General features: G+C 60.8%; 22 protein-coding genes and 4 pseudogenes. 17 read left to right on the forward strand and 9 right to left on the reverse strand.

All coding sequences use genetic code 11. From position 1 onward, the window contains the following. Window positions 1–38: 38 nt before the first annotated feature. The gene (locus tag ACWJKU_RS01920) at window positions 39–521 is read left to right on the forward strand and encodes a CDP-archaeol synthase (RefSeq protein ID WP_454148007.1); all 483 of its coding nucleotides are present in this window, start codon (window positions 39–41) and stop codon (window positions 519–521) included. Here ACWJKU_RS01920 and ACWJKU_RS01925 read toward each other — a convergent pair whose 3' ends face one another. Both ACWJKU_RS01925 and ACWJKU_RS01930 read right to left on the reverse strand, forming a co-directional pair. Continuing rightward, window positions 522–1,574 carry a metallophosphoesterase gene (locus ACWJKU_RS01925; protein ID WP_454145345.1) on the reverse strand — a complete coding sequence of 351 codons (1,053 nt, stop codon included), beginning with the start codon at window positions 1,572–1,574 and terminating at the stop codon, window positions 522–524. Window positions 1,575–1,579: 5 nt separating this feature from the next. Continuing rightward, window positions 1,580–1,888 (reverse strand): hypothetical protein, encoded by a 309-nt coding sequence (locus ACWJKU_RS01930; RefSeq protein ID WP_454145346.1) that lies wholly within the window; start codon window positions 1,886–1,888, stop codon window positions 1,580–1,582. 146 nt (window positions 1,889–2,034) lie between these two features. Here ACWJKU_RS01930 and ACWJKU_RS01935 point away from each other — a divergent pair, with 146 nt between their 5' ends. After that, entirely contained in the window at window positions 2,035–2,391 is a 357-nt protein-coding gene (locus ACWJKU_RS01935; RefSeq protein ID WP_454145347.1) for a nucleotide pyrophosphohydrolase, read from the forward strand. Between the two features lie 51 nt (window positions 2,392–2,442). Further along, a complete protein-coding gene (hflD, locus tag ACWJKU_RS01940; protein ID WP_454145348.1) occupies window positions 2,443–3,072 on the forward strand; it encodes a high frequency lysogenization protein HflD in 630 nt (209 codons plus the stop codon). A 105-nt stretch (window positions 3,073–3,177) separates the two neighbouring features. Here hflD and ACWJKU_RS01945 read toward each other — a convergent pair whose 3' ends face one another. After that, window positions 3,178–3,555, reverse strand: coding sequence for a 4a-hydroxytetrahydrobiopterin dehydratase (locus tag ACWJKU_RS01945; RefSeq protein ID WP_454145349.1), 378 nt, complete (start codon window positions 3,553–3,555; stop codon window positions 3,178–3,180). A 212-nt stretch (window positions 3,556–3,767) separates the two neighbouring features. Between ACWJKU_RS01945 and ACWJKU_RS01950 the strand changes: the two genes are divergently transcribed. The 3 genes from ACWJKU_RS01950 (at window position 3,768) to ACWJKU_RS01960 (ending at window position 6,666) form a co-directional block, all read left to right on the forward strand. Next, a complete protein-coding gene (locus ACWJKU_RS01950) occupies window positions 3,768–4,742 on the forward strand; it encodes an L-threonine 3-dehydrogenase (RefSeq protein WP_454145350.1) in 975 nt (324 codons plus the stop codon). 15 nt (window positions 4,743–4,757) lie between these two features. Further along, window positions 4,758–5,996, forward strand: a complete 1,239-nt coding sequence (locus ACWJKU_RS01955; protein ID WP_454145351.1) for an aminotransferase class I/II-fold pyridoxal phosphate-dependent enzyme — start codon at window positions 4,758–4,760, stop codon at window positions 5,994–5,996. 307 nt (window positions 5,997–6,303) lie between these two features. Further along, window positions 6,304–6,666 carry an HPF/RaiA family ribosome-associated protein gene (locus ACWJKU_RS01960; protein ID WP_454145352.1) on the forward strand — a complete coding sequence of 121 codons (363 nt, stop codon included), beginning with the start codon at window positions 6,304–6,306 and terminating at the stop codon, window positions 6,664–6,666. 136 nt (window positions 6,667–6,802) lie between these two features. On the opposite strand, the gene ACWJKU_RS01965 is transcribed toward ACWJKU_RS01960, so the two are convergent. The 3 genes from ACWJKU_RS01965 to ACWJKU_RS01975 form a co-directional block, all read right to left on the reverse strand. Continuing rightward, window positions 6,803–8,623: an adenosylcobalamin-dependent ribonucleoside-diphosphate reductase gene (locus ACWJKU_RS01965; RefSeq protein WP_454145353.1), complete on the reverse strand. Its 1,821-nt coding sequence runs from the start codon at window positions 8,621–8,623 to the stop codon at window positions 6,803–6,805. A 132-nt stretch (window positions 8,624–8,755) separates the two neighbouring features. Then, window positions 8,756–9,175 (reverse strand): RDD family protein, encoded by a 420-nt coding sequence (locus tag ACWJKU_RS01970; protein WP_454145354.1) that lies wholly within the window; start codon window positions 9,173–9,175, stop codon window positions 8,756–8,758. Between the two features lie 188 nt (window positions 9,176–9,363). After that, window positions 9,364–9,588, reverse strand: coding sequence for a hypothetical protein (locus ACWJKU_RS01975; protein ID WP_454145355.1), 225 nt, complete (start codon window positions 9,586–9,588; stop codon window positions 9,364–9,366). A gap of 145 nt (window positions 9,589–9,733) precedes the next feature. Between ACWJKU_RS01975 and ACWJKU_RS01980 the strand changes: the two genes are divergently transcribed. The 4 genes and pseudogenes from ACWJKU_RS01980 to ACWJKU_RS01995 all read left to right on the forward strand — a co-directional run bounded on the left by ACWJKU_RS01980 (window position 9,734) and on the right by ACWJKU_RS01995 (window position 13,474). Further along, on the forward strand, window positions 9,734–11,332 hold the full coding sequence (locus ACWJKU_RS01980) for a diguanylate cyclase domain-containing protein (protein ID WP_454145356.1): 1,599 nt from the start codon (window positions 9,734–9,736) through the stop codon (window positions 11,330–11,332). Window positions 11,333–11,505: 173 nt separating this feature from the next. After that, window positions 11,506–11,904: a hypothetical protein gene (locus ACWJKU_RS01985; protein WP_454145357.1), complete on the forward strand. Its 399-nt coding sequence runs from the start codon at window positions 11,506–11,508 to the stop codon at window positions 11,902–11,904. 278 nt (window positions 11,905–12,182) lie between these two features. Further along, the gene (locus ACWJKU_RS01990) at window positions 12,183–12,455 is read left to right on the forward strand and encodes a TraR/DksA C4-type zinc finger protein (RefSeq protein WP_454145358.1); all 273 of its coding nucleotides are present in this window, start codon (window positions 12,183–12,185) and stop codon (window positions 12,453–12,455) included. Window positions 12,456–12,686: 231 nt separating this feature from the next. After that, window positions 12,687–13,474: pseudogene (locus ACWJKU_RS01995) on the forward strand (sensor histidine kinase). Window positions 13,475–13,610: 136 nt separating this feature from the next. On the opposite strand, the gene norR reads toward ACWJKU_RS01995, so the two are convergent. Next, window positions 13,611–15,152 carry a nitric oxide reductase transcriptional regulator NorR gene (gene norR, locus ACWJKU_RS02000; RefSeq protein ID WP_454145359.1) on the reverse strand — a complete coding sequence of 514 codons (1,542 nt, stop codon included), beginning with the start codon at window positions 15,150–15,152 and terminating at the stop codon, window positions 13,611–13,613. A gap of 351 nt (window positions 15,153–15,503) precedes the next feature. On the opposite strand from norR, the gene ACWJKU_RS02005 reads away from it, so the two are divergent. From ACWJKU_RS02005 to ACWJKU_RS02020, 4 genes are all read left to right on the forward strand, one after another. Next, the gene (locus tag ACWJKU_RS02005) at window positions 15,504–16,397 is read left to right on the forward strand and encodes a hypothetical protein (protein WP_454145360.1); all 894 of its coding nucleotides are present in this window, start codon (window positions 15,504–15,506) and stop codon (window positions 16,395–16,397) included. Next, window positions 16,394–17,989: a DHA2 family efflux MFS transporter permease subunit gene (locus ACWJKU_RS02010; RefSeq protein ID WP_454145361.1), complete on the forward strand. Its 1,596-nt coding sequence runs from the start codon at window positions 16,394–16,396 to the stop codon at window positions 17,987–17,989. The genes ACWJKU_RS02005 and ACWJKU_RS02010 overlap by 4 nt, the downstream gene beginning before the upstream one ends. Continuing rightward, the gene (locus ACWJKU_RS02015) at window positions 17,986–19,506 is read left to right on the forward strand and encodes an efflux transporter outer membrane subunit (protein ID WP_454145362.1); all 1,521 of its coding nucleotides are present in this window, start codon (window positions 17,986–17,988) and stop codon (window positions 19,504–19,506) included. The genes ACWJKU_RS02010 and ACWJKU_RS02015 overlap by 4 nt, the downstream gene beginning before the upstream one ends. Before the next feature lie 118 nt (window positions 19,507–19,624). Continuing rightward, complete coding sequence (locus tag ACWJKU_RS02020; protein ID WP_454145363.1) at window positions 19,625–20,869, forward strand: HlyD family efflux transporter periplasmic adaptor subunit; 1,245 nt, start codon at window positions 19,625–19,627, stop codon at window positions 20,867–20,869. 212 nt (window positions 20,870–21,081) lie between these two features. On the opposite strand, the gene ACWJKU_RS02025 is transcribed toward ACWJKU_RS02020, so the two are convergent. Together ACWJKU_RS02025 and ACWJKU_RS02030 are read right to left on the reverse strand one after the other, a co-directional pair. Beyond that, window positions 21,082–21,591: a choice-of-anchor Q domain-containing protein gene (locus ACWJKU_RS02025; RefSeq protein WP_454148009.1), complete on the reverse strand. Its 510-nt coding sequence runs from the start codon at window positions 21,589–21,591 to the stop codon at window positions 21,082–21,084. A gap of 141 nt (window positions 21,592–21,732) precedes the next feature. Further along, window positions 21,733–22,053 (reverse strand): annotated as a pseudogene (locus tag ACWJKU_RS02030) (right-handed parallel beta-helix repeat-containing protein); the annotation flags it as partial. 114 nt (window positions 22,054–22,167) lie between these two features. On the opposite strand from ACWJKU_RS02030, the gene tnpA reads away from it, so the two are divergent. The 3 genes and pseudogenes from tnpA (at window position 22,168) to tnpC (ending at window position 24,248) form a co-directional block, all read left to right on the forward strand. Beyond that, window positions 22,168–22,578: an IS66-like element accessory protein TnpA gene (gene tnpA / locus ACWJKU_RS02035; protein ID WP_454145364.1), complete on the forward strand. Its 411-nt coding sequence runs from the start codon at window positions 22,168–22,170 to the stop codon at window positions 22,576–22,578. After that, window positions 22,575–22,829 (forward strand): annotated as a pseudogene (gene tnpB, locus ACWJKU_RS02040) (IS66 family insertion sequence element accessory protein TnpB); the annotation flags it as partial. The gene tnpA and the pseudogene tnpB, both read left to right, overlap by 4 nt. Beyond that, window positions 22,766–24,248, forward strand: a pseudogene (gene tnpC, locus ACWJKU_RS02045) (IS66 family transposase). The pseudogenes tnpB and tnpC, both read left to right, overlap by 64 nt. Window position 24,249 lies beyond the last annotated feature (1 nt).

The raw sequence follows: 24,249 nt of genomic DNA on the forward strand, positions 1-24,249 counted from the left end.
TGTATCTCATCGGTCGATTGGTGCGGCCGCTCTAGGTGATGATGCTGGCTTTCAAGCTTCTGTTCCTACTGATGGCCGCTAACGGCGCTCCCATATTGCTCAAAAAGGGGCTGGGCGAACGCCTGGCATGGCCGATCGACGGCGGCGCGCATTTCCTCGACCGGCGTCCTTTGTTCGGCTCGTCGAAGACCTGGCGGGGACTCGTCGCCGCGATTCCCGCCACGGGACTGGCCGCCGCGGGTTTGGGGCTTCCCGTCGAACTGGGGCTCTGGATCGGCGTCGCGGCCATGTCGGGCGATCTTTTTTCCAGTTTCGTCAAGCGGCGTCTCGGCGTTCCTTCCAGCGGCATGGCGTTCGGATTGGATCAGATTCCCGAATCCTTGTTTCCGCTGCTTGCGGTGCGCGCCGAGCTGGGCTTGGAATTGTCCTGCGTCGCCGCTCTCGTCGCTGCTTTCATAGGCTTAGAGCTGGCGCTCTCGCGCGTTCTCTTCCAGCTCCGCATACGCCAGCAACCTTATTGATCAAGCGCAACGCAGATGGTGCAGGGTGATTTCGGGCGGGCAATTCAGCCGTACGTCCACGATGCTGACCCCGCTGCCGGCCGAGGTATAACCTTGCAGGGAATGATAGCGCCAGGGGCCGTTGCAGAACGCTCTCGGGGCTTTCGCGTTGAGCATGACGGGGATGCGTCCGGGCAGGCAAATCTGGCCGCCGTGGGTATGGCCGCTCAACATCACGTCGAAGCTGGCATAGGCCGCATGCCGGTATGTTTCCGGCGAGTGGGACAATAGAATGGAAACCGCTTCCTCGGGAATTTGATCGGTCGCCTTTTCGATATTGTCGGCGCGGTAATAATGCGGATCGTCGATGCCGGCGAGATAGATGCTGGCATCGCCGCGGGCGAGGGCTACCGATTCGTTCAACAGCATGTGGATGCCGAGGTTTTCCAGTCCGGGCGCCATGCGGATGGTGTCATGATTGCCGAGAACTGCATAGACCGGTCCTTTCAGAAACGGACGAACCTTCCGCATGGCGGTCAGCGTCGGTTCGTATGGGCCAAAGGTTTTCGCACGAAAATCGCCGGTCAGAACGCAGGCATCGTAGCCGTCGACCCGGCCCACGGCTTCGATGAGCGCATCGGGCATGTCTTCGGAGATGTCCAGATGAAGATCGGTGATGTGCAGCAAGGTAAAGCCGTCGAACGCTCGGGGGAGCCGCTCCAGCTTGATCTCGTTGCGTCGGATTTGTATGGTCCGGGCGTTTTCCCGGCCGCGCCCGTGCAGCCACAAGAGCCTCAGGACATGGCGCATCAGGCCGTGAACGGAGTACCAGTTCTCGATGTGGAACAAGGTGCGCCCCTGACCGAACACCCGGGCCTCGAAATCATGCTCGATGCCCAGTCTTTGGTTGAGATGGCAGCGTCCCACCCGCCTTTCCAGCCATCGATAGGTTTCCGGATCGATGGGCGGGCAACGAAGGTGAGGGGGCGAGAGGGCGCGCGCCGCAAGCGTGGCGTTCCCCGCCGTTTCCAGCGGCGGAAAGGGAAATCGCTGATCCGGCGGTATCGGCTGCATTCGTCTCAGTGCATCACATGATTCAAAAGTTTGGCTACTTTGCCGATGGCGTCGAACACGACCGGAATGGCCTCGTCCATCCGGGACGGCTCCTTGACGGCCCGCTCGACGCGGGATGCCGCCTGGCTCATGGCTTGGGTCGCCTGCTGGTAGACCGGAGACGAACTGTTCGCGCTGACATTGACCAGGTCGATTTTCTGCTGAAACAGTTGATCGAGCAGTTCGTCCACCCGATCGGCTTCGGGCAGTTTTTTTTCGCTCAGGCTCTCCAAGGCGCGAATCGTGCGTTGCAGGTTCTGAATCAGGCTTTCCATTTTTACACCTTCACGAGCGATGGGTTACGGACACGACATCATCGGATTTCACCCGGAGTCTGGTGTGTTCATTCCGTTGCGATATTCGTGTCAACTATTTTCGCTTATTCCGCGTCAATAAAAAAATACGATATACAGAGCTTTCCATGAACATTGCAGCGATACAACAGGCTTTAAGAGAATTCGCCGACGCAAGAGACTGGGATCAGTTCCACAGCCCGAAAAACCTCGCGATCGCCCTGGCGGTGGAAGCGGCGGAACTGCTGGAGCATTTTCAATGGCTTCAAGAGGACGAGTCGCGCCGCCTGGCGGAAAAGCCCGAAGAGTACCGCGCGGTGCGGGAAGAGATTGCCGACGTTCTGATTTATCTGCTGCGGCTGGCCGATCGGCTGGATGTCGATTTGGAAGAGGCGGTCAGCGACAAGATGCGGAAGAACGCCGAAAAGTATCCCGTCGAATTGGCCAAAGGAAACGCGGTGAAATACAATCGGCGCGAACAATAATCCAGCGCGGGGAATGTTTCCGCCATTCCCCGACACGAGTTTCGATCTGTCATGATGAAAACCTTACGCAATCAAGTGATCGCTTTGGCCGGCCTGTCCCAGGCGGTTTACCTCGTGCAGCACATCGCCAAGCGGGGGACGGTGGATCGCGAGGACATGGAGGCCAGCATCGGCAGCGTACTCAAGATCGATTCGGGAGACGTGGTGGATGTTTATGGCGGCCTTCACCGGATCATGACGGGCCTAAGGCAAATCGAGAGGCAACTGGGCGGTCCCGATGTGGTGGATCCGGAGCAGGCGCGCTACGCTTCGACGCTGATTTTTCTCGAGCGCAAGCTGATGAAGCAGCCTCGCATGCTCGAAACCATTCGCCTGGGCATGGAAAAGGCCGTCGCTCAGGCGGAGGACCGGGGCGTTCTGGATGAGGACGTGCTTGCCACGCTGGCCGAAACCTATCAGCAGACTATCAGCCAACTGAAGCCGAGGGTGATGGTGGCCGGCGAGCAGATGTATCTGTCCGATCCGGAGAATGCCAATAGAATCCGGTCGCTTTTGCTGGCCGGCATCCGCTCGACGGTGCTGTGGCGGAAATGCGGCGGCAGCCGGTGGAAATTGCTGTTTCTCCGCCCGAAGCTGCAAAAGGAAGCGCATCAGTTGCTGGAATCGCTCAGCCGGGTTTGAGGTCGAGGCCGGCAACGGTTCTGGCCTCGAAAATGCGGCGCCGAACCGAGCCCGTCGCGACGGGCTCGGTTCGGCGAAGGGCAGTGCGCTCGTTGCCGGAATCGTTCAGTCGTATTTGATGTATCTGAGGCGCGGGTCGTCCGGCGTGCCTTCCAGAACACCGCCGGTCTCCGCGTTGGCGTTCCACTGCACCACCTCCTCGATCTTTTTCGCCAGCGCAAAATCCTTGTCCGTCACGCCTTTCGCCGTGTGAGTCATCAACTTGACGATGACGAAAGCGTAGGAGACGGTCAGGTCGGGATGATGCCAGGCGGCTTCCGCCAGATGTCCGACCGTATTCACCACCATCAGGGTGGCTTTCCAGCCGTGAGTCCGGAACTTGCGGCGTATCCAGCCGTTTTCGTAATACCAATGCGGAAGCTCCTGTTTCAGGCGGCGCTCGATGTCTTCCTGCGAATAGGCCTTTTCTTCTCTTTCGGACATGGGATTACCTCTGGGCGTAAGTGTCGACGGGGAGATTCAGCTTGTTGATCCCGAGACCGCCTGTCAAGGCTCTTAGGTGTCAGGGCTATCTGTACGACCCCGTGATCCCGAATGCGTTGCATTGACCCCGCCGGCGGCGCGTTTTAACCTTGAGCGCAAGCCGCTCGGCGATCGGAAGGTCCTTGTCTGTCCGCTGATTCGGAGGGAGAGAGATGAGCCTGGGTTTGCGAGGTCGAATTCTGGTGACCGGCGCGCTCGGTCAAATCGGTTCGGAGCTGATTCCGGCGTTGAGAACCCGATACGGGGAGGACCGCGTGGTGGCGGCCGATATCCGCATGCCCCCGGCCGGAGCGGGCGATGGCCTGTTCGAGCATCTCGACTGCACCCAGTTGCGCCAGATTCAGGACGTGGTGCGCCGTTACCGGATCGAGACCATTTATCATCTGGCGGGGCTTCTTTCCGCGGTGGCCGAAGAGCGGCCGCAAGTGGCCTGGAACATCAACATGGGCGGCTTGTATCGCATGCTGGAGGTCGCCCGCCAGCACCGATGCGCCGTGTTCTTTCCAAGTTCGATCGGCGCTTTCGGCCCGACCACGCCGCGCGAAGGCACGCCCCAGGACACCCTCCAGCGCCCGACCACGATCTACGGCATCACCAAGCTCACCGGCGAATTGCTCTGCGATTACTATTTCCGCCGGTTCGGCGTCGATACCCGCGGTTTGCGCCTGCCGGGGATCATTTCCTATCGGACGCCGCCCGGCGGCGGAACCACCGATTACGCGGTGGACATCTTCTATCAAGCGATCCGCTATCGCCATTACACCTGCTTTCTTCGGGCCGACACCCGCCTCGACATGATGTACATGCCGGACGCCGTTCGCGCCATGATGGCGCTGATGGAAGCCGATCCGGGCGGGTTGAAGCACCGCAACGCGTTCAACGTGACCGCCATGAGTTTTACCCCGAGCGAACTGGCCGCGGAGATTCGCAAAACGATTCCGGATTTCGCGATCGATTATGAAGTGGACCCCGTGCGCCAGGCGATCGCCGATTCCTGGCCGCAATCCTTGGACGACAGCGCGGCGCGGGCGGAATGGGGCTGGGTGCCGAACTACGACATTGCGCGAATGACGAGCGATATGCTCGCTAAGATTCACGCCAAACTGCAAAGCGCGTCAACCGTTTAGCCAATGAGGTGAACTATGTCCGCGGAGCGCATGAAGAGCTTGTTGAAGCAAGAATTGGCGCGGCTGGACCAATCCGGCCTGCGCAAGAGCCGGGAAACGATCATCACCGCCGTCTTGCCGCCGCGGGACGGGCGCGGTATCCGTTATCTGCTGCAAGGGGAGGGAGATCGTCCGTTTCTCCGCATGAATTCCAACGGCTATCTGGGGCTTGCGTTTCATCCGGACGTCATGAAAGCCGAGGAGGACGGCGTTCGGGCCTACGGCACCGGCCCGGGTGCCGTGCGATTCATCAGCGGCACCTATGAGCCGCACGTGCGGCTGGAGCAGCGCCTGGCCGAGTTCCACGGCCGCGAGGCGGCGATGCTGTTCAGCTCGGCTTACGCCGCGGTGATGGGGATTTTGCCGACCTTGATCAGCCCGGAAACCGCGGTGATCAGCGACGAGTTGAACCACAACTGCATCATCAACGCGATTCGTCTGGCCCGTCCCAAGGAGAAATTCGTATACGGGCATTTGAACGTCGATCAGGCCGAAACGTTTTTACGGCAGGCCGCCGAATCGTGCCGGCGCGCGGTCGTGGTGACCGACGGCATCTTCAGCATGCGCGGCGATCATGCACCGCTCAAGGAACTGCTGACGCTGGCCGGGAGCTACGAAGAAAAATTCGCCGAGGGAGTCGTGCTCATCGTCGACGATTCCCACGGCGTCGGCGCTTTCGGACAAACCGGCCGGGGAACCGAAGAATATGCGGAGTGCGGGCCGGTGGATATTTTGATCGGTACTTTGGGAAAGGCTTTCGGCGTCAATGGGGGGTATGTCGTCGGCAGTTCGCTGTTGGTCGATTATTTGCGCGAAAAAGCCCCGCTGTATATTTATTCCAACCCGATCACGCCGGGCGAGGCGGCCGCCGCCGCGAAAGCGGTCGAGATCGTGAGCGGTCCCCAAGGGCGACACCGGCTCGACCGGCTGCGCGATCTGACGGCCGGATTCCGGCAGGGGCTGAAAGGCTTGGGATTCGAAACGCTGCCCGGCGAGCATCCGGTCGTCCCTTTGATGCTCAGGGATACCGAAAAGACCCGGAGCATGGTTCTTCACCTGTGGGAGCGGGGCATTCTGGCGACCGGAATCGTTTATCCCGTCGTACCGCGCGGCGACGAAGAAATCCGGTTTCAGATTTCCGCCGACCATACCGAGGCGGATCTCGACCTGGCGTTGGCGGCGCTGGAAGACTTCGGCGGAACCGATGCCTCGTAGCCGGACTTCGGATTCCGGGTTCGGATACGGCGCGGCGGCAACTCGCCAAACCCCGCATGAACGGCGGCCGAGCGTGCGCCGGCCCCAGGTCGACAGGATGAGTTCGGGTTGTATATCATTGTTACCGGAGCGGCACGGAATCAGGGGTTGATCGTATTTACGGCGCTCTCGACCCCGGCCCTACGGGCACACGATATAAGCAGCCAATGGATCCAATCTGCCGAAAAAGCCGATAACCTGGACGAGCCGGCGCTTCGGTGGATGTTTTTGGATTATTTTCAGACTTGACACTTAATGGGAAAGACCTATGCAAGTTCCACTAGAGATTACGTTTCGAGGAATTCCTCACTCCGACGCCGTTGAAACCCGCATTCGGGAGAAAGCCGCAAAACTGGAGCAATTCTGCGATCACATCATCAGTTGTCGAGTCGCCGTCGAAGCGGAGCATCATCACCAGCACCAGGGTAATCTCTTTAAAGTCAGAATCGATTTGAGCGTGCCCCAGAAACAGATCGTGGTCAGCCGCGATCATCATGACAAACAGGCGCACGAGGATGTATACGTCGCGCTACGCGACGCTTTCGACGCCGCCAAGCGTCAGCTCGAAGAGCACGTTCGCATGCAGCGCGGCGAAGTCAAGAACCACAAGATTTCGTCCACCGCCCTTTAATCGCCTCATCGCACCGTGGCCGGGGCGTAGCGAGATTCGAATCTTTTTACGCCCCGCCGAACCGGTCTCCATCGATTCCCCGTTATTTCCCGCTGCCCGTTCGGTTCACCCGTCGTGACAGGGCGACAGACGCCGTCTAAACGTTTTGCTCGCAGCAGAGCGCGGAAGCCGTCAACGGTTCCGACGGGCTGATCACTGCTCCGGTAACGGGATTCGGCCGATAAGTGGTACACCCTTTCAAGCCCATGTCGTAAGCCTGCCGGTACAGCGACTCCATATCGGAAAAGGGAAAGTCCTCCGGCAGGTAAACCGTTTTCGAAATGGCGTTGTCCACGGAGCGCTGGATTGCGGCCTGCATCCGTAAATGAGCCAGCGGGGACAGCTCGAAGGCGGTGACGAAAGCGGGCGGCCGCACGTGCTCCGAACGGCCGAGCCGCCACAACCGAACCGCATGGTTTTCGATGTCGTAGTTCTGCGGGCCTTCGGGCGTCAGGATGTGCCGTTGGTAGCGCTCGGCAAATGCCGGTTCGAGCCCGTTGGAGATGTTGTTCGCGAGCAGGCTGATGGAGCCGGTGGGGGCGACCGCCAGCAAATGGCTGTTGCGGATGCCGTGCTCGGCGATGCCTTTTCTGACCGTGTGCGGCAGGGCGCGAACGAACCGGCTCTGCAAGTATTTGTCGCGCTCCAGGCGCGGGAAAGAACCCTTCTCTCGCGCCAGTTCGATGGACGACCGATACGCGGCAAGACACATGGTTCGCATGATTTTGCCGGCAAGCCGGCAGGCGCGCTCGTCGTCGTAGCGTAGTCCCAACATGATCAGTGCGTCCGCCAGGCCGGCGATTCCCAGGCCGATACGTCGCTTGCCGAGCGCTTCATCCCGTTGTTGCGGCAGGGGAAAGCGGCTGACATCGATGACATTGTCCAGCATGCGCACGGCCACGGCGGTAATCCGTTCAATGGCCGCGAAATCCAAAGCGGCGTTGTCCTCGAACGGGTCCGATACGAAGCGCGCGAGATTGACGGAGCCTAAATCGCAAGCGCCGTAAGGCGGTAAAGGAATTTCGCCGCACGGATTGGTGGCGGAGATGTGCTCGCAATACCAAAGATTGTTTTCCCGGTTGATGCGATCGATGAACAGAACGCCCGGTTCGGCGTATTCGTAGGTGGACCGCATGATGGCATGCCACAGCGCCCGGGCCTTGATCACGCGAACGATCCGGCACGGGACGGGCGAGTCGGTGTGAGACCAGCGCCGGAAGACGATTGGCCCGGTGTCGGCGGGTGTTTCCCGGGGGGGGGCCGGGAAAACCAGCGGCCAATCCCGGTCGTGCTCCAGCGCGTCCATGAAATCATCGGTGATCAGCACGGAAAGGTTGAAATTCCGCAGTTCGCCCAAGGCATGCTTCGCGCCGATAAAGATTTCGATATCCGGATGATCGCAGCGCAATGTGGCCATCATGGCTCCCCGCCTGGCTCCGGCGGAAAGAAGCGTGGCGCACATGCTGTCCCAGATGCGCATGAAGGAAACCGGGCCGGAAGCCACGCCGCCGCATCGTCGGGCGGGCATGCCGGACGGACGCAAAGTGGAAAAGTCGTAACCGATGCCGCCGCCCTGTTGCAGGGTCAGCGCCGCTTCCTTGAGCGCGGAAAAAATACCCTCCATGGAATCTTCGATAGTCCCCATCACGAAACAGTTGAACAAGGTGACGTCGCGTCGGCTGCCGGCACCCGCCAGAATGCGCCCGCCGGGCAGAAAGCGGAAGTCTTCCAACGCTTCCAGAAAGGCGCTTTCCCACTGCTCGGAATGTTCGGGTTCCACGCTGGCCAAAGCCCGCGCCACGCGCCGCCAGGTATCTCGGACGGTGGCGTCGCGCGCCTCGTCGTCGGCGAGGCGATATTTCCAGTTCCAGACTTCCCGGGACACGGGATTCTCGAATACATCGGGGCGGTCTTGCATGAGACGTCTCCGCTGCGTTTTCCTGGTTTCTCGCGCCGTGATGAAGGGCGAGCGGAATTTGCCCGATTCGCCGCCCCATCCGGTATCGCTTTCGCCTTAGACGCTCGAGATCGATGGCCGTCCTGGCGGCCGTCAGTCTTGGCGAACGATTTTGCTCCCGGACAAGCGATCGTGCCAGCTCCGCCCTTGTGAATCGAACAAAGTCCAGAGGTAGCCGAATCCCAGGCAACCGAACGATAACAGGCCGCCGACAAAGCGGATGAAGGCCTGGCTCCAGGATACGGGATTGCCGGCTGTCGTGCACAGGCGAATTTTCCAGGCGCGCATTCCGAGGGTTTGCCCGCCATGAGTCCAAAACCATCCGAAAAAAACGAAGCTGACCATCAATAAATAGGCGGTATAGAAGCCGTGATGCGGCCGGAAGGCTTTCCCGTCATGAAACGGCAGCAGGACGACGGTTGCGGCGAAGAGTACCGCGACGAGCACTACGGTGTCGTAAAAAAGGGCTGCCAGGCGGCGCAGCAGGGCAGATGAGTCGTGCTCCGGAGTCACGAGGGCGAATCAATCGAAGCGTTCAAGGTTCGTTTCCGGCGGATGCGGAAAAATTTGTGCATGATTTTTGCACGAATTATCGACGAGCGGTTTTTGCAGAAGTTGGTATTAAATCACATTACCTTGCGCCGTCCGCAGGTAAGCTACTCAGCGAATCCATCGGATCGGCGGGAGAACATGATGACCGCTCAGCGAACGCCCGGTTTATCGTCGTTGCTCGACGACAAAGACGTTTGAGCCTCGTCCGGCGCCAGTTTGGCGCCAAAGAACATCGAGAGATAAACCAGCAGCGTGACGAGCAGCATGGACAGCATGATCGGTGGGCGTACCAGCAGCAGAACGATGAAATTCGCGACGAGCGCGCAGGTATGAATCGGGTGAGCAAGGAATACGTCGAGTCTGGGTTTGAACATGTATCTCCTCTTCCAAAATTTATTGCAATCATGGATTCATAGAGATGCAGAGTGGTACGTTCCTTTCGGGCCGCACCGCCATTCCGGTGACGATCTAAGAATCCTTGAGGCTGAGCCGGCAGCGCCGAATGGTAGCACAAAAGCCATGCAGACTGCGTCCTTGCTGCAAAAGGGAATTGTCGAGCAGATCGTCAAGCGGTTTTCTTTGTATGCGTTATTGACGATTTGCTGGTTGCTGATGGCCAGCGCGGGATTGGCGTTCGCCGTTTTTCTCGACATTCAGCGCGAAACCCGGCGGTTTTCCGAAACGTCCGCGCTCATTCAGGCGCAACTGGTTTCGCAGACCCGCCACTATATCGACGCGACGCATAGTCTGGCCGCGTTCCTGAAGGTTCAGGATTCCCTGAATCAAGAAAAAATCTCGGCCTATACGCGCTTGCTCGCCGATAAAAATGCGGGCATCCACTTTATGGGCACGCTCCCGAAACCCGAAAAGGGAGCGTTGAACGAATTCGTAACGCTTCGCCCTCGTGAGGAGGCGAACGGTACCTCGGTGCGCGCCTTTTTCCATGATGAAAATAATCCGATTTGGCAGGCGATCGCGAATAAACCGCTTTCGTATCCTTCGATCCCGGTCGAGCCGCTCGACGATAAGGTCCGGTCTTCGTCTGGTTTTGATTTCGACTTCGCGCCCTTGCTCAGCGACGCTTTCCGGTATGCCCTGAATACCGGAGGAATTTGGGCCAGCCACCCGTTCTTGCTGGGCAACGGCGATTGGGGCTATGCCCTGATAGAGCCGGTAAACCGGAGAGACGGCGTCAGCTTTGCGGTCGTCATATGTCGGGTGAAGGCCCTGCTCCAGATGCCTGCCGACTCCGCCTCGCTGGCGCTCGGTCTTTTCGAGTCGGCGCGCGAGGGCGCAAGCCCGAACGACGGCTTGATTCGCCGGCCGGCATTGCCGGTAACGCCCCTCGAATCCGCCTTGTTTCCCAAGCTGTTCTTCCGCAGCTCGCTCGGGGAGCCGGAAAAATTCTTCGTTCTCGAAATCGAGCAACAGCTAGGGTGGACCAACCTCGACTGGCGCCGGCTGAATTTAATCTTCGTGGGATCATTGGCTTCTCTCCTCGTTTTTCTGGGCGTCGCCAGAATTCACGACCGTTACGAGAAGCGTCGGCTCGAAGAGGGCAACAGGTTGTTTTTGCTGGCCAACTTCGACCCTTTGACCGGATTGCCGAATCGCCAGTTGTTCTTGAACCGTTTGGACCAGGCGTTGATTTCGGCGCACCGGTCGAAGAAAAAAGTGGCCGTGCTCTATCTCGATCTGGATGGTTTCAAACAGGTTAACGATTATTACGGCCATCAGATCGGAGACAAGGTCTTGCAGCGCGCCGCCCGGATTTTTCAGCATTCCGTTCGGGAAATGGATACCGTCGGCCGGCTTGGCGGCGACGAGTTCGTGGTGCTCCTGCAAAACGTCGGGGATCGTTGCGGTGCTGAATCCGTCGCCGAGAAAATCAAGAATGCTTTTCGCCAGTCATTCGTTGAAATCAATGGAATCAATAAGATATTGCCCGTTTTGGGCGCCAGCGTGGGGGTGGCCGTCTACCCCGAGGACGGATCGAACGCCGCCGATTTGCTGAGAGCGGCCGATCGGGCCATGTACCAGGATAAGGCTGCAGGCAAAGGTCGGCCATTCTTTGCTTCCGGGCTCGAATCTCTGGATTTTCGCCCGATGCCGTGGTGATGGCTTGTATCCCCGGATTCGCCGCAGCGTAAAAGCCCTCGCCACGAAAATCCCGGATCGGCAAAAGCCTTGAACCGTTCCCGGGACATTCGGTCCTAATCGTCAGAAGCGGAAAACCTGACAGCTTCGCTTCATATCGTTTGACACCTTGTGGTTGGATATGGAGGTTTGCCGTGAAAGCGTCGACTGTTTTAACGATTCTCGCCTTGCTGGGTTCGTCCGCGGCGTTGGCTGAACAACAGCAAGTGCCGGGAGTGTCCAATCCGGACGAAGCGACGAAAAAATCTTTAGACATCACCAATCAGCCGGCCGAGCCTCCGGTCGATTTGCCGGCCGGTCAGCAGATCGAAAAGGATATGCCGGCGAGCCGCCATCAGGTCCAGGTCGAAAGGGAAATCAAGAGCGAGCGCTTCAAAAAACTGGACGAGAACCATGACGGTTTGATTTCGGAAAAAGAGGCCGAAGCCGACAGTAAATTAAAGGAGCGCTGGAGCGAACTGGACAAGAATCGGGACGGCCGGCTGGATCAGGACGAATTTTCGAAGTTCGAGCAAAACGAGCCTGCCGAATAGCACGATCAATCAAGGCGGACGTTCCGCCGCGCGCATCTCATGAGGCTTCTCGGCTGTCCGGTGATGCCCTTGAGGATGCGTATACCCATTCGCTCGGCGTAAGTAGGGTTCCATAAGTGTCTCACCCGATACCGTCGGCGCGCCTTCCGCTACACCATTAAGTACCAATACGGTGGCGGGAACCGAACAAAGCATGACTTTCTCGAAGGGGTTAAGTCGCCCGACAGCCCGTCGAACGGCCCCGGGCGTAAATCTTTCCTGATTAGGAGGCTGCCGACATGGACTATATCGATATTGCCCAGATCGTCGAAGAATGCGCGCGTACCGAAGCGTTGCAGCGCCTGAAGGCATCGCTGGCCGAAAAGGAACAGCAGATGACCGATCCCGAATGCGGACTGGTCGTTTGCCTCGACTGCGAGGCGCCTATCCCCGTGGAGCGTCTTGCGGCTAATCCCTGCGCGGTACGCTGCATCGATTGCCAAACGGAGTACGATCGCGAGCAGCAGAACGAGGCCCGACTGTATCCGGGGTTCGATGATTGGGACACGTGATTCGTGGCATCCGATCCTGCCCGTGTTCGAAGTACGTTCCTGCCGCCGTTTCGATTTACGGCTCGACCGCGAGGCGTCACGGGCGGTCGCGGCGCATGTGTCGGCGCCGCCCGGCAAAGCTTTCGGGCACTCCGAGCGATCCGGCGGCCGTGTTTTTTCAATGGCTAAGGAAGTGCTTGCGCTATGTCGTCATCCGATCCTGGCGTCCAGATCATGGACATCGGCGATTCGATGTCCGGCGAAGACATCGTTCAGGTTCAATCGCGCAAAGACGAGTTTCTCGTGATGCTGGCCCACGAATTGCGGAATCCGCTGGCATCGATCCGCATTGCGGTCGAAGTGCTGCGCCGCTTGAATTTGCAGGAGCCCAGGGCCGAGTGGTCATGGGAGGTCGTGGATCGTCAAGCGGCTCAGTTGACCCGAATCGTCGACGACCTGCTCGACGTGTCCAGGATTACCCGCGGGAAGATTACGCTGCGCCAGGCTCCGCTCAATTTCGTTGCCGTGATCGTCCGGGCGATCGAGGTCAATTTGCCGCTAATCAAGGCCCGCCGGCTCGACCTTATCGTCGAGTCGGAACCGCTCGGCATCGATTTGGACGGCGACGAGGTGCGCCTGACGCAGGCTCTGGCCAATATTCTCAACAATGCGGCCAAGTACAGTAACGATGGAGGCCGCATTTGGCTCTCGGTAGAGGTCGAATCCGGCGAAGCGGCGGTGCGCATCAAAGATGAAGGTATCGGCATACCGCCCGAGCTTTTGCCCCATATCTTCGATTTGTTTATACAAGGTCCGAGGACGCTGGACCGCACCCAGGGCGGCCTGGGCTCGGTCTTTTGCTGGTGCGAAGCCTGGTCGAGAGGCACGGCGGGCGGGTGGACGTTTGCAGCGAGGACAAAAACCGCGGCACCGAGTTCGTCGTGCGGCTGCCGCTTCGAGCGGAGCAAGAGCCGATGTCGGGCCGCGATCCGCACGATTCTCGGGCAACCTGGTCCCGCCTAAACTTTTTGGCGACGTAGCAGTCGAAAGCTCGAGACTATGGTTGCTTTCCTTACATCCAGGCCGGACATATCGTCCGGCTTTTTTTTGGGCATCGACCGGCCGGATGTGGCACGGTCGACTCTATCGTCGTCCTTTCTTCGCGGGCGGACGCCGTCAATGCGTACGGCTGGCCGGCTTCAGTCCCAGGCGCCGGGCAAGACGGTGCAGATTGCCGCGGTCGAGCCCCAGGCGGCGTGCCGTTTCCGACCAGTTGAAACGGCATTCGTCCAGGGTTTTGAGAATCAACTGCCGCTGAAGGTCGTCCACCGCGCATGCGAGCGATATCGTGCCGCCCGGCTGGCCGGTTTTGGCGTCCGCACTCCGCTGAATGTCGGGGCCGATGTCCAAATCGCCGGGTTCCAAAGTCAGCGAGCGGCCGCGATCCGCGGAGGCGCGCAGAGCGGCGCGGACCACGACATGTTCGAGTTCGCGGACGTTGCCCGGCCATGAATAAGCCATTAGCGACTTGATCGTCGCGGGCGCCAGGTTTGCCCGATCCAGACCCAGGCGCGTTCGGGCCTGGTCCAGAAAATGCCCGGCCAACTGGGCCACATCGGTAAGCCGTTCCCGCAGCGGCGGTACGTTCAAAGGGTATACGCTGAGCCGGTGATAAAGATCGGCCCGGAACCGTCTCGCCTTCACCTCTTCGGCAAGTTTGCGATTGGTCGCCGCGATGATGCGGACGTCGGCCCGGTGGCTCTTGTCCGAGCCGATCCGCTGGATTTCGCCGAACTGCAAGGCGCGCAGCAGCTTCGCCTGGATCGAGAGGGGCAGTTCGCCGACTTCGTCCAGGAATAAAGTGCCTCCCTCCGCCAATTCGAATTTGCCGGCCCGGTCGGTGTTGGCTCCGGTGAAAGCGCCGCGGACATGCCCGAACAGTTCGCTCTCCGCCAAGGATTCCGGCAGCGCGGCGCAGTTCACGTACACCAGGGGTTGATCGGATCGCAGCGATTGCGCATGTATGAGGCGCGCCACGACTTCCTTGCCGACCCCGGTTTCGCCCATGATCAGGACCGTCAGATCGGATCGGGCGACGATGCCGATATTGCGCCTCAGTTCCTGCAAGGCGGGGCTTTCGCCAAGCATCTGGCCGCCGCGCTGAAAAGCCTCGTTCACCAATTCGCTGGTGACCAGTTCGCGGTGTCTCGCCCGTTTTTCCAGCGCGCCGATAAAGGTTTCATAGCGCAAGGCCACGGTCGCGATGGCGGCGAAGGTCTGGAAAATGTGATCGTCGATGCCGTCGAACGCTCCGGGTTTCAGCGCATCCGCCGAAAGCACCCCGAACAGGGTATTCTCGTTATAAAGGCTGCAACCGATGCAGGCATGAACGGGCAACCGGCTTCCGATGTCATTCAGCAGGAGCGAATCATAAGGGTCCGGTCTTAGATCGTCGGCCTCGAATCGGACCGGCGTTCTCGATTGAAGGATGGCCGCCAGCCGGGGGTGCTGATCCGGACGGAATTGCCGCCCCATGACTTCGGGCGACAGGCCGCGGGTCGCCACGGGCACGAGTACCCCGTCCTGATAGCGCAACAGGATGCAGGCATGATTTCCCGTGACCTTGGCGAAAATTTCGAGAAATTTCTCGATGCGCTCTTTCATCGAAAGATTCGCCGTCAAGCTCAATACGGCTTCGTGAATGGAGTCTCCGGTCATTCTGTTTTCGTGCTTCGATTTATTGTCAAGATGCTGTCGAATCGACATATGTTATCAGAATGACAGCGATGCGTTTTCATGACAAATCGCCCGCCATGTGTTGGTAACGCCCGTAATTTGGGAGTAAAGTGCCGAGCTTGAGCCCGACGTATTGTCGAGTCGATGTCATTGCGACGACATTGGGTTTTGCTCGTTCACAGAGTTTCTTTAGTAATCAAGGATTTGTGTCGTGGCATTGAGTTTGCTTACAGCGAAAAGGCCGTGCCGGCGTGTCGGAAATCGACGGCTTGTTCGGGGCGGCCGTATTCCTTATTCGCAAGAAATTCCGTGGGGCTGTGGTATCCGCCAAATATGAAGCGTTATAGCGTATTGCTGGCCTTGCTCGTTGCACTGAGCGCCTGCGTTGCTCCGCCGGTCAAGCCGCCGGCCGCCGGAGCGGGCGAAATAAACACGGTGCTCGTGATCCCGGTGGAGCCGCCGCCCCTCGAAGTGATACCGGATTTGATCGAATCTCGATTGCCCATCTATCGGCAGAACGATACCGTGCCGTTCGATTTGTTCCTGGAGAAGAAAATCTACAGAAATCCGGGCGGAGTGCTCATCGCCGGTCTGGTAAGCCGCGACGACCTCGTGCCGGAAGCGGTTCCCCGGCGGATGTCGTCCGCGGCGGAAAACATGCCCGGGCTGGAGCCGGCCGCATCTCTCGATGACAACTGGACACCCACTTTCGTGCTGGCGCGGGAGGCGGCTTCACAGTTGAATTCAGGCGGGTTCAAAGCGGTTTCCGGAGCACATTACTACCGCCTTCCGATGTCCCTTCGCGACCGCACCGCAAATCTTGCGCACTGGCACGGCGCCATCCGGCAGTGGTACAACCAGGACACCTCGCCGATCGACTATCGCTCGCATGGAGCGGAGCGCGTCGACGCCGTGTTGGAGGTAGGCATCGGAACTTACCGAATTTTCGAGGCTCAGGCGCCCTTGCAGGTGCTGGTCAAACTGGTCGATCCGGCGACCCGGCAGGTCATCGGCAGAGCCGGCATCGAAGCTTTTCCGGTCGAAGGGACGGCGCAAACACTGCTCGACCATGAGGCGGAAAAATTCAAGGCGCTCGTGGCCGAGGCCGGAGCGCGGCTCATCAGTCGCGGTTTGAGCGACTTGGGGCTGGCGCCGGCGCCGCAGGATGCCTTGTCGAGCGGACGGAACATCGAAACAGCCTTTGCAGCCGGGGCGCCGACTCCGTGACGATCGTTTTTCCCCGGCGCCTGCGTGGGTGGCGCTTCGTTCTGTTCAATATCGTGCTCGGCCTGGCGCACATGAACATACTGTTCAATGCCGGGGCCTATATCGCACTGATGCCCCACGTCGCGGGCGATCTCGGCGGAGTATTGCCGAGCTTCGGCACCTGGGCCCAGACGGATTTCATGATTTCCCTGGCGCTGGCGTTTCCCATCGCTCGCTGGTTGGCCGGACGTTTCGGCGATTACCGCTTGTTCGTCGCGGCATTCCTGATATATGCCGTGGCCTCTTATTTATGCGCCATCAGCGAAACGCTGCAGCTGTTCCTGCCTGCGCGCATTTTTCTCGGCTTTACCGGCGGCGTCACGCTACCCATCGGGCAGGCCCTGTTGCTGAAAGAATATCCCGACCGGAGCAAATCGATCGGATTGGGGGTATGGGGGCTGTTCACGCTGATGCCCTTCACGGTCGGTTTTCCGGTGGGCGGCTGGGTTGCCGACGAGATCGGCTGGCGCTATCTGTTCTATCTGAACGTCCCCCTCGCCCTGATCATCGCGGGCGTAACCGGCGCGTTGTTGTACGGGCGGGGATTTCAGCGCCGCCACATCCGTTTCGATTTCGTCGGCTTCGTGCTGCTGGCCCTGGTGCTCGGCGGCGTGCAGACCATCCTGAATCAGGGCAACGATTTCGACTGGTTCGATTCGCCCTTCCTGCGCGGCGTGCTGATCGTCGTCGCCGTGGCGCTGCCCTGTCTCGTGATCTGGGAGCTGGGCGAACGCCATCCCGTGTTCGATATCCGCTTGTTCTCCTATCGCAATTTTGCCATCGGCGTGATTTGCCTCTCCCTGGGGTTTTTGTCCATTCAGGGTCTGCTGTCGCTGTTCATCGTTCAACTTCAACTGCTGCTGGGATATTCCTCGTTTCTCGCCGGCCTGTTGTTTCTCTCCATGATCGTGTTCGCGGCGCCGGTGACCGCTGTCATGCACCTGGTGGTCAGGGGCATCGACGCTCGGGTGCTCGCCTGTATCAATCTGCTCGGCCTGGCGTTTACCCTGTACTGGATCGGGCTGTTCGACGACCCTGAATCGTTCGACCAAATTATTTGGCCCATGATGCTTCTCGGCTTTTTCCTGGGGTCGTTCTTCACGCCGCTGACCGTGATCACTCTCCACGGCATGCCGCCGCGCGAGGTGATGCGCGCCGCGGAGGAAACGGCGCTGCTGCGTATCGCCGCCGGCGCGCTCGGCATCACGTTGCAGGGGGTCATGCTGTTTCGTCGCAGTCCTTTCCACCAATTGCATCTGGCGGATAATTTCGGAGGACGGCGGTTTCCGTCGGTCGATGTGCTGGGCTGGATTTCTCCGCGGCTGGAAGCCGCCGGTCTCGACGCCGGCATGACAAAGGGCGCGCTCTTCGCTCTCATCAAGCAACAGTCCGGCATTTTGGCGCTCAATGACGCTTTCTTGATGGCGAGCTACATTTTTCTCGGATTGGCCGGGCTGGTGTGGCTGGCCCATCCCACTCACCGGCCGCTGCGCCCGAGTCCGGCGCAGGATGTGAGAGACACCAGGGCCGAAGAACTGATGGAGAAACCATGAGTCGTCTATTCATTCATCGACGGCGCCTGCTCGCCGGAATCGGAACGGCGTCCCTCTTTCTGGCGGGGGGGTGTGCCTGGATTCCGCACGACGGGCAACGCGCCGAATTCTTGCAACATCCGAAGATGGAGCACAAATTGTCGCACGCTCGCGAGGAAGAACCTCTCACGGCGCGAAGATCCTGGCCGCGGGACTACTGGTGGCTGCAATTCGGCAGTTCCGAGCTGAATCATCTGATGAATATGGCGCTCAACGACAACCCCGGGCTCAAGGCGGCCGCGGCCCGGCTGCGCGAGGCGGATGGCTATGCCCGGGTGGAAGGGGCGCGATTGTTGCCGTTCCTCGATGCCGAGGCGGAGGTCGAGCACGCGCGGCTTTCGGGCGACAGCGTCTATGCCGCGCTCAACCCCGAAGCGGCCGGAGCTCATATCGTCGTAGGTACCATCAATCCGTTGAGCTTGCGTTATGAATTCGACTTTTGGGGGAAGAACCGCGCCGCACTGGCGGCTGCCCTGGGCGAAATGGCCGCCGAGGAGGCGGAGGAGGCCGAAGTCAGGCTGCAATTGACCACTGCGATTGCCCGGTGTTACTTCCGGGGGATCGCGTTGCGGCAGCAGCTCGAACTGGTGGAGGACATGGTGGAATTGCGGCGCGAATTGCTCCGCCTGGCCGAAACGCGCTACGACACGGGGCTGGATTCCGCCGATCCGGTCAAACTGGCGGAATCCGACCTGGAGGCGGCCGGCAAGCGCGAGGCGAGTACCCGCGATCAGTTGGATCTTCAGCGGAATCTGCTGGCGCGCCTGATCGGGCGAGGTCCCGACGCGACGCGAGGTCTGTTTATCGAGCCGGTGAGCATTCCCGAAAGAATTCCGATGCCGACGAAGCTTCCGCTGGAGCTGCTCACCCATCGTCCGGATCTCGCTTCGGCGCTCTATCGGGCCGAGGCGGCGGCGCAACGGATCAAGGTCGCCAAAGCCAGCTTTCTGCCGACGATCGACATGACGGCTTTCGTCGGTCTGAGCGCCCTCCGCTTTACCAAGGGCGCAAGCTCTCTCGCCAGCCTTCTGTTTTCCGGGAAGAGCTTCGCCTATGGCATCGCGCCGGGCGTGCGGCTCCCCATCTTCGAGGGAGGGCGCCTGCGCGGGGAGCTGTCGGCGCAACGGGCGGAATACGACGAGGCGGTGGAGCTTTACAACCAGACCTTGCTGCAAGCCGCGCAGGAAGTCGCCGACAGTCTGAGCGGGTGGCAGGAGGGGCGAACCATCGTCGAAGCGCACAACCGCCTGCTGAAGTCGCAGCGCGCGGTGCTCGATCTCGCTCAGGATCGATATCGCAGCGGGCTCGACGATCGCCGGGCGGTGCTGGAGCGCCGGCACTCCGTTCTGGACCATGAGTTTGCGCTGAAGGCGTTGGAAACCAATCAGCTCGTGGCCATGGCCGATCTGATCGAAGCTCTGGGCGGCGGGTACACGAAGGATATCGATATCACTCGTCCCCAGCAGATAGCGGATTGAAACTCCGGCCTCGCCGAGGCAGGGCCGAGCCCCGTCGCGGCCCTGCCGAATCGCAAGAACAAGAAACACCCTCTTACCCGAATTCGAATAAAAACCAGGGAAACCCGAACAGGCTCCTATGAAGATTCATCCCAAGGCTATCCGCGCGCGGCGTAATCGCCGTCTCTTGCTGGTGGCGCTGGCAGTGCTCGCGAGCGCCCTGTCCTATGCCGCCTATTGGTGGATTCACGGCCGTTTCTGGGTCGTGACCGACAATGCCTTCATCACGGGCAACCTGATCCCGGTCGAAGCCGATGCGACGGGCATCGTCACTCAGGTTTTGGTCGAAGAAACCCAGTATGTCAACAAAGGCGACCTGCTGGTCCGGCTCGACGAACACCGCGCTTATGCGGCCCTGGGGCAGAGCGAGGGCGATTTGGGGCGTACGGTGCGCGGAATCGGCGCGCTCTTTGCGACGCGCCAGCAACTGTGCCAGAAGCTGGCCGCGCGGTCGGCGCAGCTCGCCCGCGTGCGTCACGACGTCGTTCGTTTTCGCATGGCGTTTCCCAGCGGTTCGGTGTCCGAACAGGTTCTTCAAAACGCGGAAGATCAGATGGCCGCTCTCGATGCCGAGTTGCGGGAGGTCGTCGCCGAGCTCAATTCCATAGAAGCGCGGGTGGGCGGGACCACCCGGACCGAGCATCCCGATATCGAGGCGGCCAAGCATCGCTTCATCGATGCCTACCTGGAGTTCGTCCGGCAGCGTATCCAGGCGCCGATCTCGGGGTATGTCGCGAAGCGCAAGGCTCAGGTCGGAGACCGGGTTCGTCCCGGAGACCCGATCATGATGGTGGTTCCCCTGGACCATCTGTGGGTCGAGGCGAACCTGCGGGAAACCGAGATGCGCGAGGTGCGGCCCGGCCAGTCGGTCGAGGTGATCATCGATCTGTACGGTAGGCGCCATACCTATCGCGGAACGGTCGAAGGACTGGTGCCCGGCACCGGCAGCGTGTTCGCCCTGCTGCCGCCGGACAACGCCACCGGCAATTTCATTCACATCGTTCAGCGCGTTCCGGTGCGTATCGCCCTGCGCAAAGAGGATCTCCTGAAGAACCCCATTCGTCCCGGACTGTCCACCGTGACGTCCATTCACATCAACGAGCCCGGCCGCTCTTTAAGTACCTCGCTCGCGGAGGCTTCGACCGAGGAGTACGAAACCGATATCTTCGGTGGTGAGCTGGCCGCCGCGGAATTCAAGGCTCAGGAAATCATCTCGGCCAACGTGGTCCCGAAAGACGATTCATTGGAATCTTCCTGCACCTGGTCCGATGCGCTTTCCTACGTCGGTCAGGACCTGTCCGGCCGAAAGGGGACGGCCCGCTAGAGTATCGCATCCCGCGCCGCTTCGACGATGCCCGGGCCAGCTTTGCGGCGTCGGATCGATTTGGCGAAGCCGCGCTCACCGGGGCTGAAACCCGGCTATGGCACGGTCGAAGCCAGGCGCCGCGGGCTTCGATAAACTCGCGGCCCCTGGTTGCCCGAGGCGCGAGAAACGGCGAAATTACCGCGGTCGCCGCGTTGATCGCCGGTTTCCGTTCACTGACGTAAAAGCGCCGCAGCGCGGCTCCATTTCCCGGTAAGCACGTATCGGACGCACTGTCCGATATTTTCGAAGCCGAACTTCTTGTAGCCGCCATTTTTGCAGTCGCTCTTGCCGGATGGGAGACGAGCGAGCTCGAAGGCGCCGATGTCGCAAAAGTCGTCACCGGGCCGTGCTCGGTTGGCCCCTCGCTGATCGGTCACGACTCCGGCGGTAACGCCGTCGGTCGTACCTTCGCAGCCCAGCGGGTTGCCGTTCGCACCGTAAACGAAAGCGATCCGATCCAGCGCTATGCTGCCTCTTCGAAGCGCATGGGTCAGCGTCGGCCCGCCATTGTCCTCGAGGGGACCGAGCTTGGGATCGCCGATCAGCGGGGGATTCGAATAGCTCGGGTCGAAGCAACCGCCATCCTCGATCAGGTTTTGCCCGATGAAGGCAATGCGCGTGGTGCCGGCGGCGCTCACGCAGTCGCCGCCGGTGTTATCGGCAAGAATCGAGTTGATCATGACGCTTCTGTCGATAAAGAAGCTGTTCTTTCCGCTCTCGCGGTATACGCCTCCGCCGAGCTTAGCGACGTTGTCGGAAACGGCCGTGTTGATGAGCGTTAACTCGGTTACCGGTTGTTCATCGCTGCTACTGCTGCTGGGCACCACGTAAATGCCGCCTCCCGTAGTCTCGGTATTTCCGTTTCCGGACACGGTACTGTTCACGAGCGTGGCGTGAAGACGGGCGAGTTCGACGCCGCCGCCGGTATTGTCGGCGAGGGTGCTGCGGGTCACGGATAGCACCCCTTGTGTTTCAAATTCGGGAATGCCGCCAAGAACCGAGACACCGCGATCCGCATTGTGCGCGATGGTGCTGTCCGTCAGCTCAATGTCGCTGGCATAACCGCCGATGCCACGGCCGCCATTGTTCTCGATCACGCTGTTCGTGAGCCGCAGCGAGGCAAAGCGCGCCGATATGCCAGCCCCGTCATTGTGTAAGCGTCCGCCGGGGACCGTCTCGACGGGTTGAAAGGCTCAGGCGACACTGGTGCGAGCGGACGCATGGGGTGTCCGCGCACTCTTGAGGTGGACGCACTGATGACTCACGATGCTGACTTCACAACGGGCGTGGTGGCGATGGATACCTTGGGCCGGCGGCGGTTTGCGCCTGAGTTCAAGCGCGAACGGGTGAAGCGGACCCTACAGCCGGGCGTCTCGGTCGCGGGGATTGCGCTGGCGCATCGGATCAACGCCAATCAACTGTTCAAATGGCGCCGACAGTACCTTAAGGACCGGAACGCACCGGCCGATCCGCTGAGGCCGACCTTATTACCGGTGGCGATGACGCCCGCTCTGGACTCCGCAGTGGCCGTGCCGGCGCGTGAAGCCACGGTATCCGCTCCGCCGGGCACCATCACCATCGAGTTTGGGAGTACGCGGGTCCAGGTGAAAGGTTCCGTCGATGCGGCGACCTTGCGCACCGTCCTCGCGAGTCTCAAGGGCTCATGATCGCGCTTCCGTCCGGCACCCGCATCTGGATCGCTGCCGGGGTGACCGATCTGCGCCGTGGCTTCGATGGCTTGGCCGCCCTGGTCCAGACCCAGCTCGAGGCGGATCCCTTCTCCGGCCATATCTTCGCCTTTCGCGGGCGACGCGGCGACCGGATCAAACTACTCTGGTGGGACGGCGATGGACTCTGCCTGTTCGCCAAGCGGCTGGAGCGGGGCCGCTTCGTCTGGCCGCAGGCCACCAACGGCACGGTCTCCCTCACCCCCGCCCAGTTATCGATGCTGCTCGAAGGCATCGACTGGCGCCGCCCGATCCGCACGGCTCCCGTCCAGAACTGGAAACGGGCGATGCGGAACTCGCGGCGATCGTCGAACCCCGCGCGGCCGAGCGCCGGGCCAGGACGTCTCGGTCACTGCCCGACCATCTGCCGCGGGAAAGCCACATCCACAAGACCGACCTCGCGCAGTGCCCCGACTGTGGCGGTCCCTTGAAGCCCTTGGGCGAGGAGGTCGCCGAAATCCTGGCGTACGTCCCGGCCCGCTTCCGGGTGATCCGCCACGTCCGCCCCAAGTGCGCCTGCGCCCGCTGCGACCGCATCGTCCAGGCGTCGGCGCCGAGCCGGCCCATGGCCCAGGGGCTCGCGGGTCCGGGGCTCCTGGCCCATGTACTCGTCTCGAAATACGGCGATCATCTGCCGCTGTACCGCCAGTCGGCCATTTACGCCCGCGAAGGCGTGGACCTGTCCCGGTCCACCTTGACCGATTGGGTCGGGGAAGCCGCGGGCCTCCTCCACCCGTCGGCCTTGGCGATCCGCCGCCATGTGCTCGCCGGTCCGAAGCTGCATGCCGACGATACCCCGGTCCCGGTGCTCGCGCCGGTCAGGGCCAGACGAAGACCGGTCGGCTGTGGACCTATGTCCGGGACGACCGCCCGGCCGGTGATCTCACACCGCCCGCGGTGTGGTTCGCCTACTCGCCGAACCGCCAAGGCCAGTATCCCGGGACGCATCTGGAGGACTTCGAAGGCGCCCTGCAGGCGGATGGCTATGCGGGATTCAACGGGCTGTACGATACCGGCCGCGTGCGGGAGGTGGCCTGTTGGGCGCATGTCCGGCGCAAGTTCTACGAGCTCCACAAGGCCCACGGGAGTCCCTTGGCGGCCGAGGTGCTCCAGCGTATCGGCGCGCTCTATACCCTCGAAGCCGAGATCCGGGGCCAGTCGTCGGAGACCCGCGCCGCAGCGCGGCAAGCCCGCGCGGGTCCTCAGCTTGAGGCGCTTCAAACCTGGCTGCACACCACGCTGACACAGGTCTCGAAAAAGTCGGCTCTAGCCGAGGCGATCCGCTATGCCCTGACGCGCTGGCCGGCACTGACCCGGTATCGCGATGACGGTCGTCTGGAGATCGACAACAATGCCGCGGAACGCGCGTTGCGGGTGGTGGCGCTCGGCCGGAAGAACTATCTGTTCGCGGGCTCCGACGCCGGCGGCCAGCGAGCGGCGGCGATCTACACCCTGATCGGCACGGCCAAACTCAACGGCCTCGATCCGGAGGCGTACCTCCGGACCGTGCTGCCCGCATCGCCGAGCATCCGGTCAATCGGATCGACGAACTCTTGCCCTGGAACCTCGCCGATCAGGTGACGGAACTGACCCAGCCCATCGCCGCTTGAC

Source organism: Methylocaldum sp. MU1018, assembly GCF_053646775.1.

Coding starts and splice junctions, on each gene's coding strand:
- ACWJKU_RS01920 (WP_454148007.1), top strand. CDS start 39: ATGATGCTGGCTTTCAAGCTTCTGTTCCTACTGATGGCCGCTAACGGC.
- ACWJKU_RS01925 (WP_454145345.1), bottom strand. CDS start 1,574: ATGCAGCCGATACCGCCGGATCAGCGATTTCCCTTTCCGCCGCTGGAA.
- ACWJKU_RS01930 (WP_454145346.1), bottom strand. CDS start 1,888: ATGGAAAGCCTGATTCAGAACCTGCAACGCACGATTCGCGCCTTGGAG.
- ACWJKU_RS01935 (WP_454145347.1), top strand. CDS start 2,035: ATGAACATTGCAGCGATACAACAGGCTTTAAGAGAATTCGCCGACGCA.
- hflD (WP_454145348.1), top strand. CDS start 2,443: ATGATGAAAACCTTACGCAATCAAGTGATCGCTTTGGCCGGCCTGTCC.
- ACWJKU_RS01945 (WP_454145349.1), bottom strand. CDS start 3,555: ATGTCCGAAAGAGAAGAAAAGGCCTATTCGCAGGAAGACATCGAGCGC.
- ACWJKU_RS01950 (WP_454145350.1), top strand. CDS start 3,768: ATGAGCCTGGGTTTGCGAGGTCGAATTCTGGTGACCGGCGCGCTCGGT.
- ACWJKU_RS01955 (WP_454145351.1), top strand. CDS start 4,758: ATGTCCGCGGAGCGCATGAAGAGCTTGTTGAAGCAAGAATTGGCGCGG.
- ACWJKU_RS01960 (WP_454145352.1), top strand. CDS start 6,304: ATGCAAGTTCCACTAGAGATTACGTTTCGAGGAATTCCTCACTCCGAC.
- ACWJKU_RS01965 (WP_454145353.1), bottom strand. CDS start 8,623: ATGCAAGACCGCCCCGATGTATTCGAGAATCCCGTGTCCCGGGAAGTC.
- ACWJKU_RS01975 (WP_454145355.1), bottom strand. CDS start 9,588: ATGTTCAAACCCAGACTCGACGTATTCCTTGCTCACCCGATTCATACC.
- ACWJKU_RS01980 (WP_454145356.1), top strand. CDS start 9,734: ATGCAGACTGCGTCCTTGCTGCAAAAGGGAATTGTCGAGCAGATCGTC.
- ACWJKU_RS01990 (WP_454145358.1), top strand. CDS start 12,183: ATGGACTATATCGATATTGCCCAGATCGTCGAAGAATGCGCGCGTACC.
- norR (WP_454145359.1), bottom strand. CDS start 15,152: ATGACCGGAGACTCCATTCACGAAGCCGTATTGAGCTTGACGGCGAAT.
- ACWJKU_RS02005 (WP_454145360.1), top strand. CDS start 15,504: ATGAAGCGTTATAGCGTATTGCTGGCCTTGCTCGTTGCACTGAGCGCC.
- ACWJKU_RS02015 (WP_454145362.1), top strand. CDS start 17,986: ATGAGTCGTCTATTCATTCATCGACGGCGCCTGCTCGCCGGAATCGGA.
- ACWJKU_RS02020 (WP_454145363.1), top strand. CDS start 19,625: ATGAAGATTCATCCCAAGGCTATCCGCGCGCGGCGTAATCGCCGTCTC.
- ACWJKU_RS02025 (WP_454148009.1), bottom strand. CDS start 21,591: ATGATCAACTCGATTCTTGCCGATAACACCGGCGGCGACTGCGTGAGC.
- tnpA (WP_454145364.1), top strand. CDS start 22,168: ATGACTCACGATGCTGACTTCACAACGGGCGTGGTGGCGATGGATACC.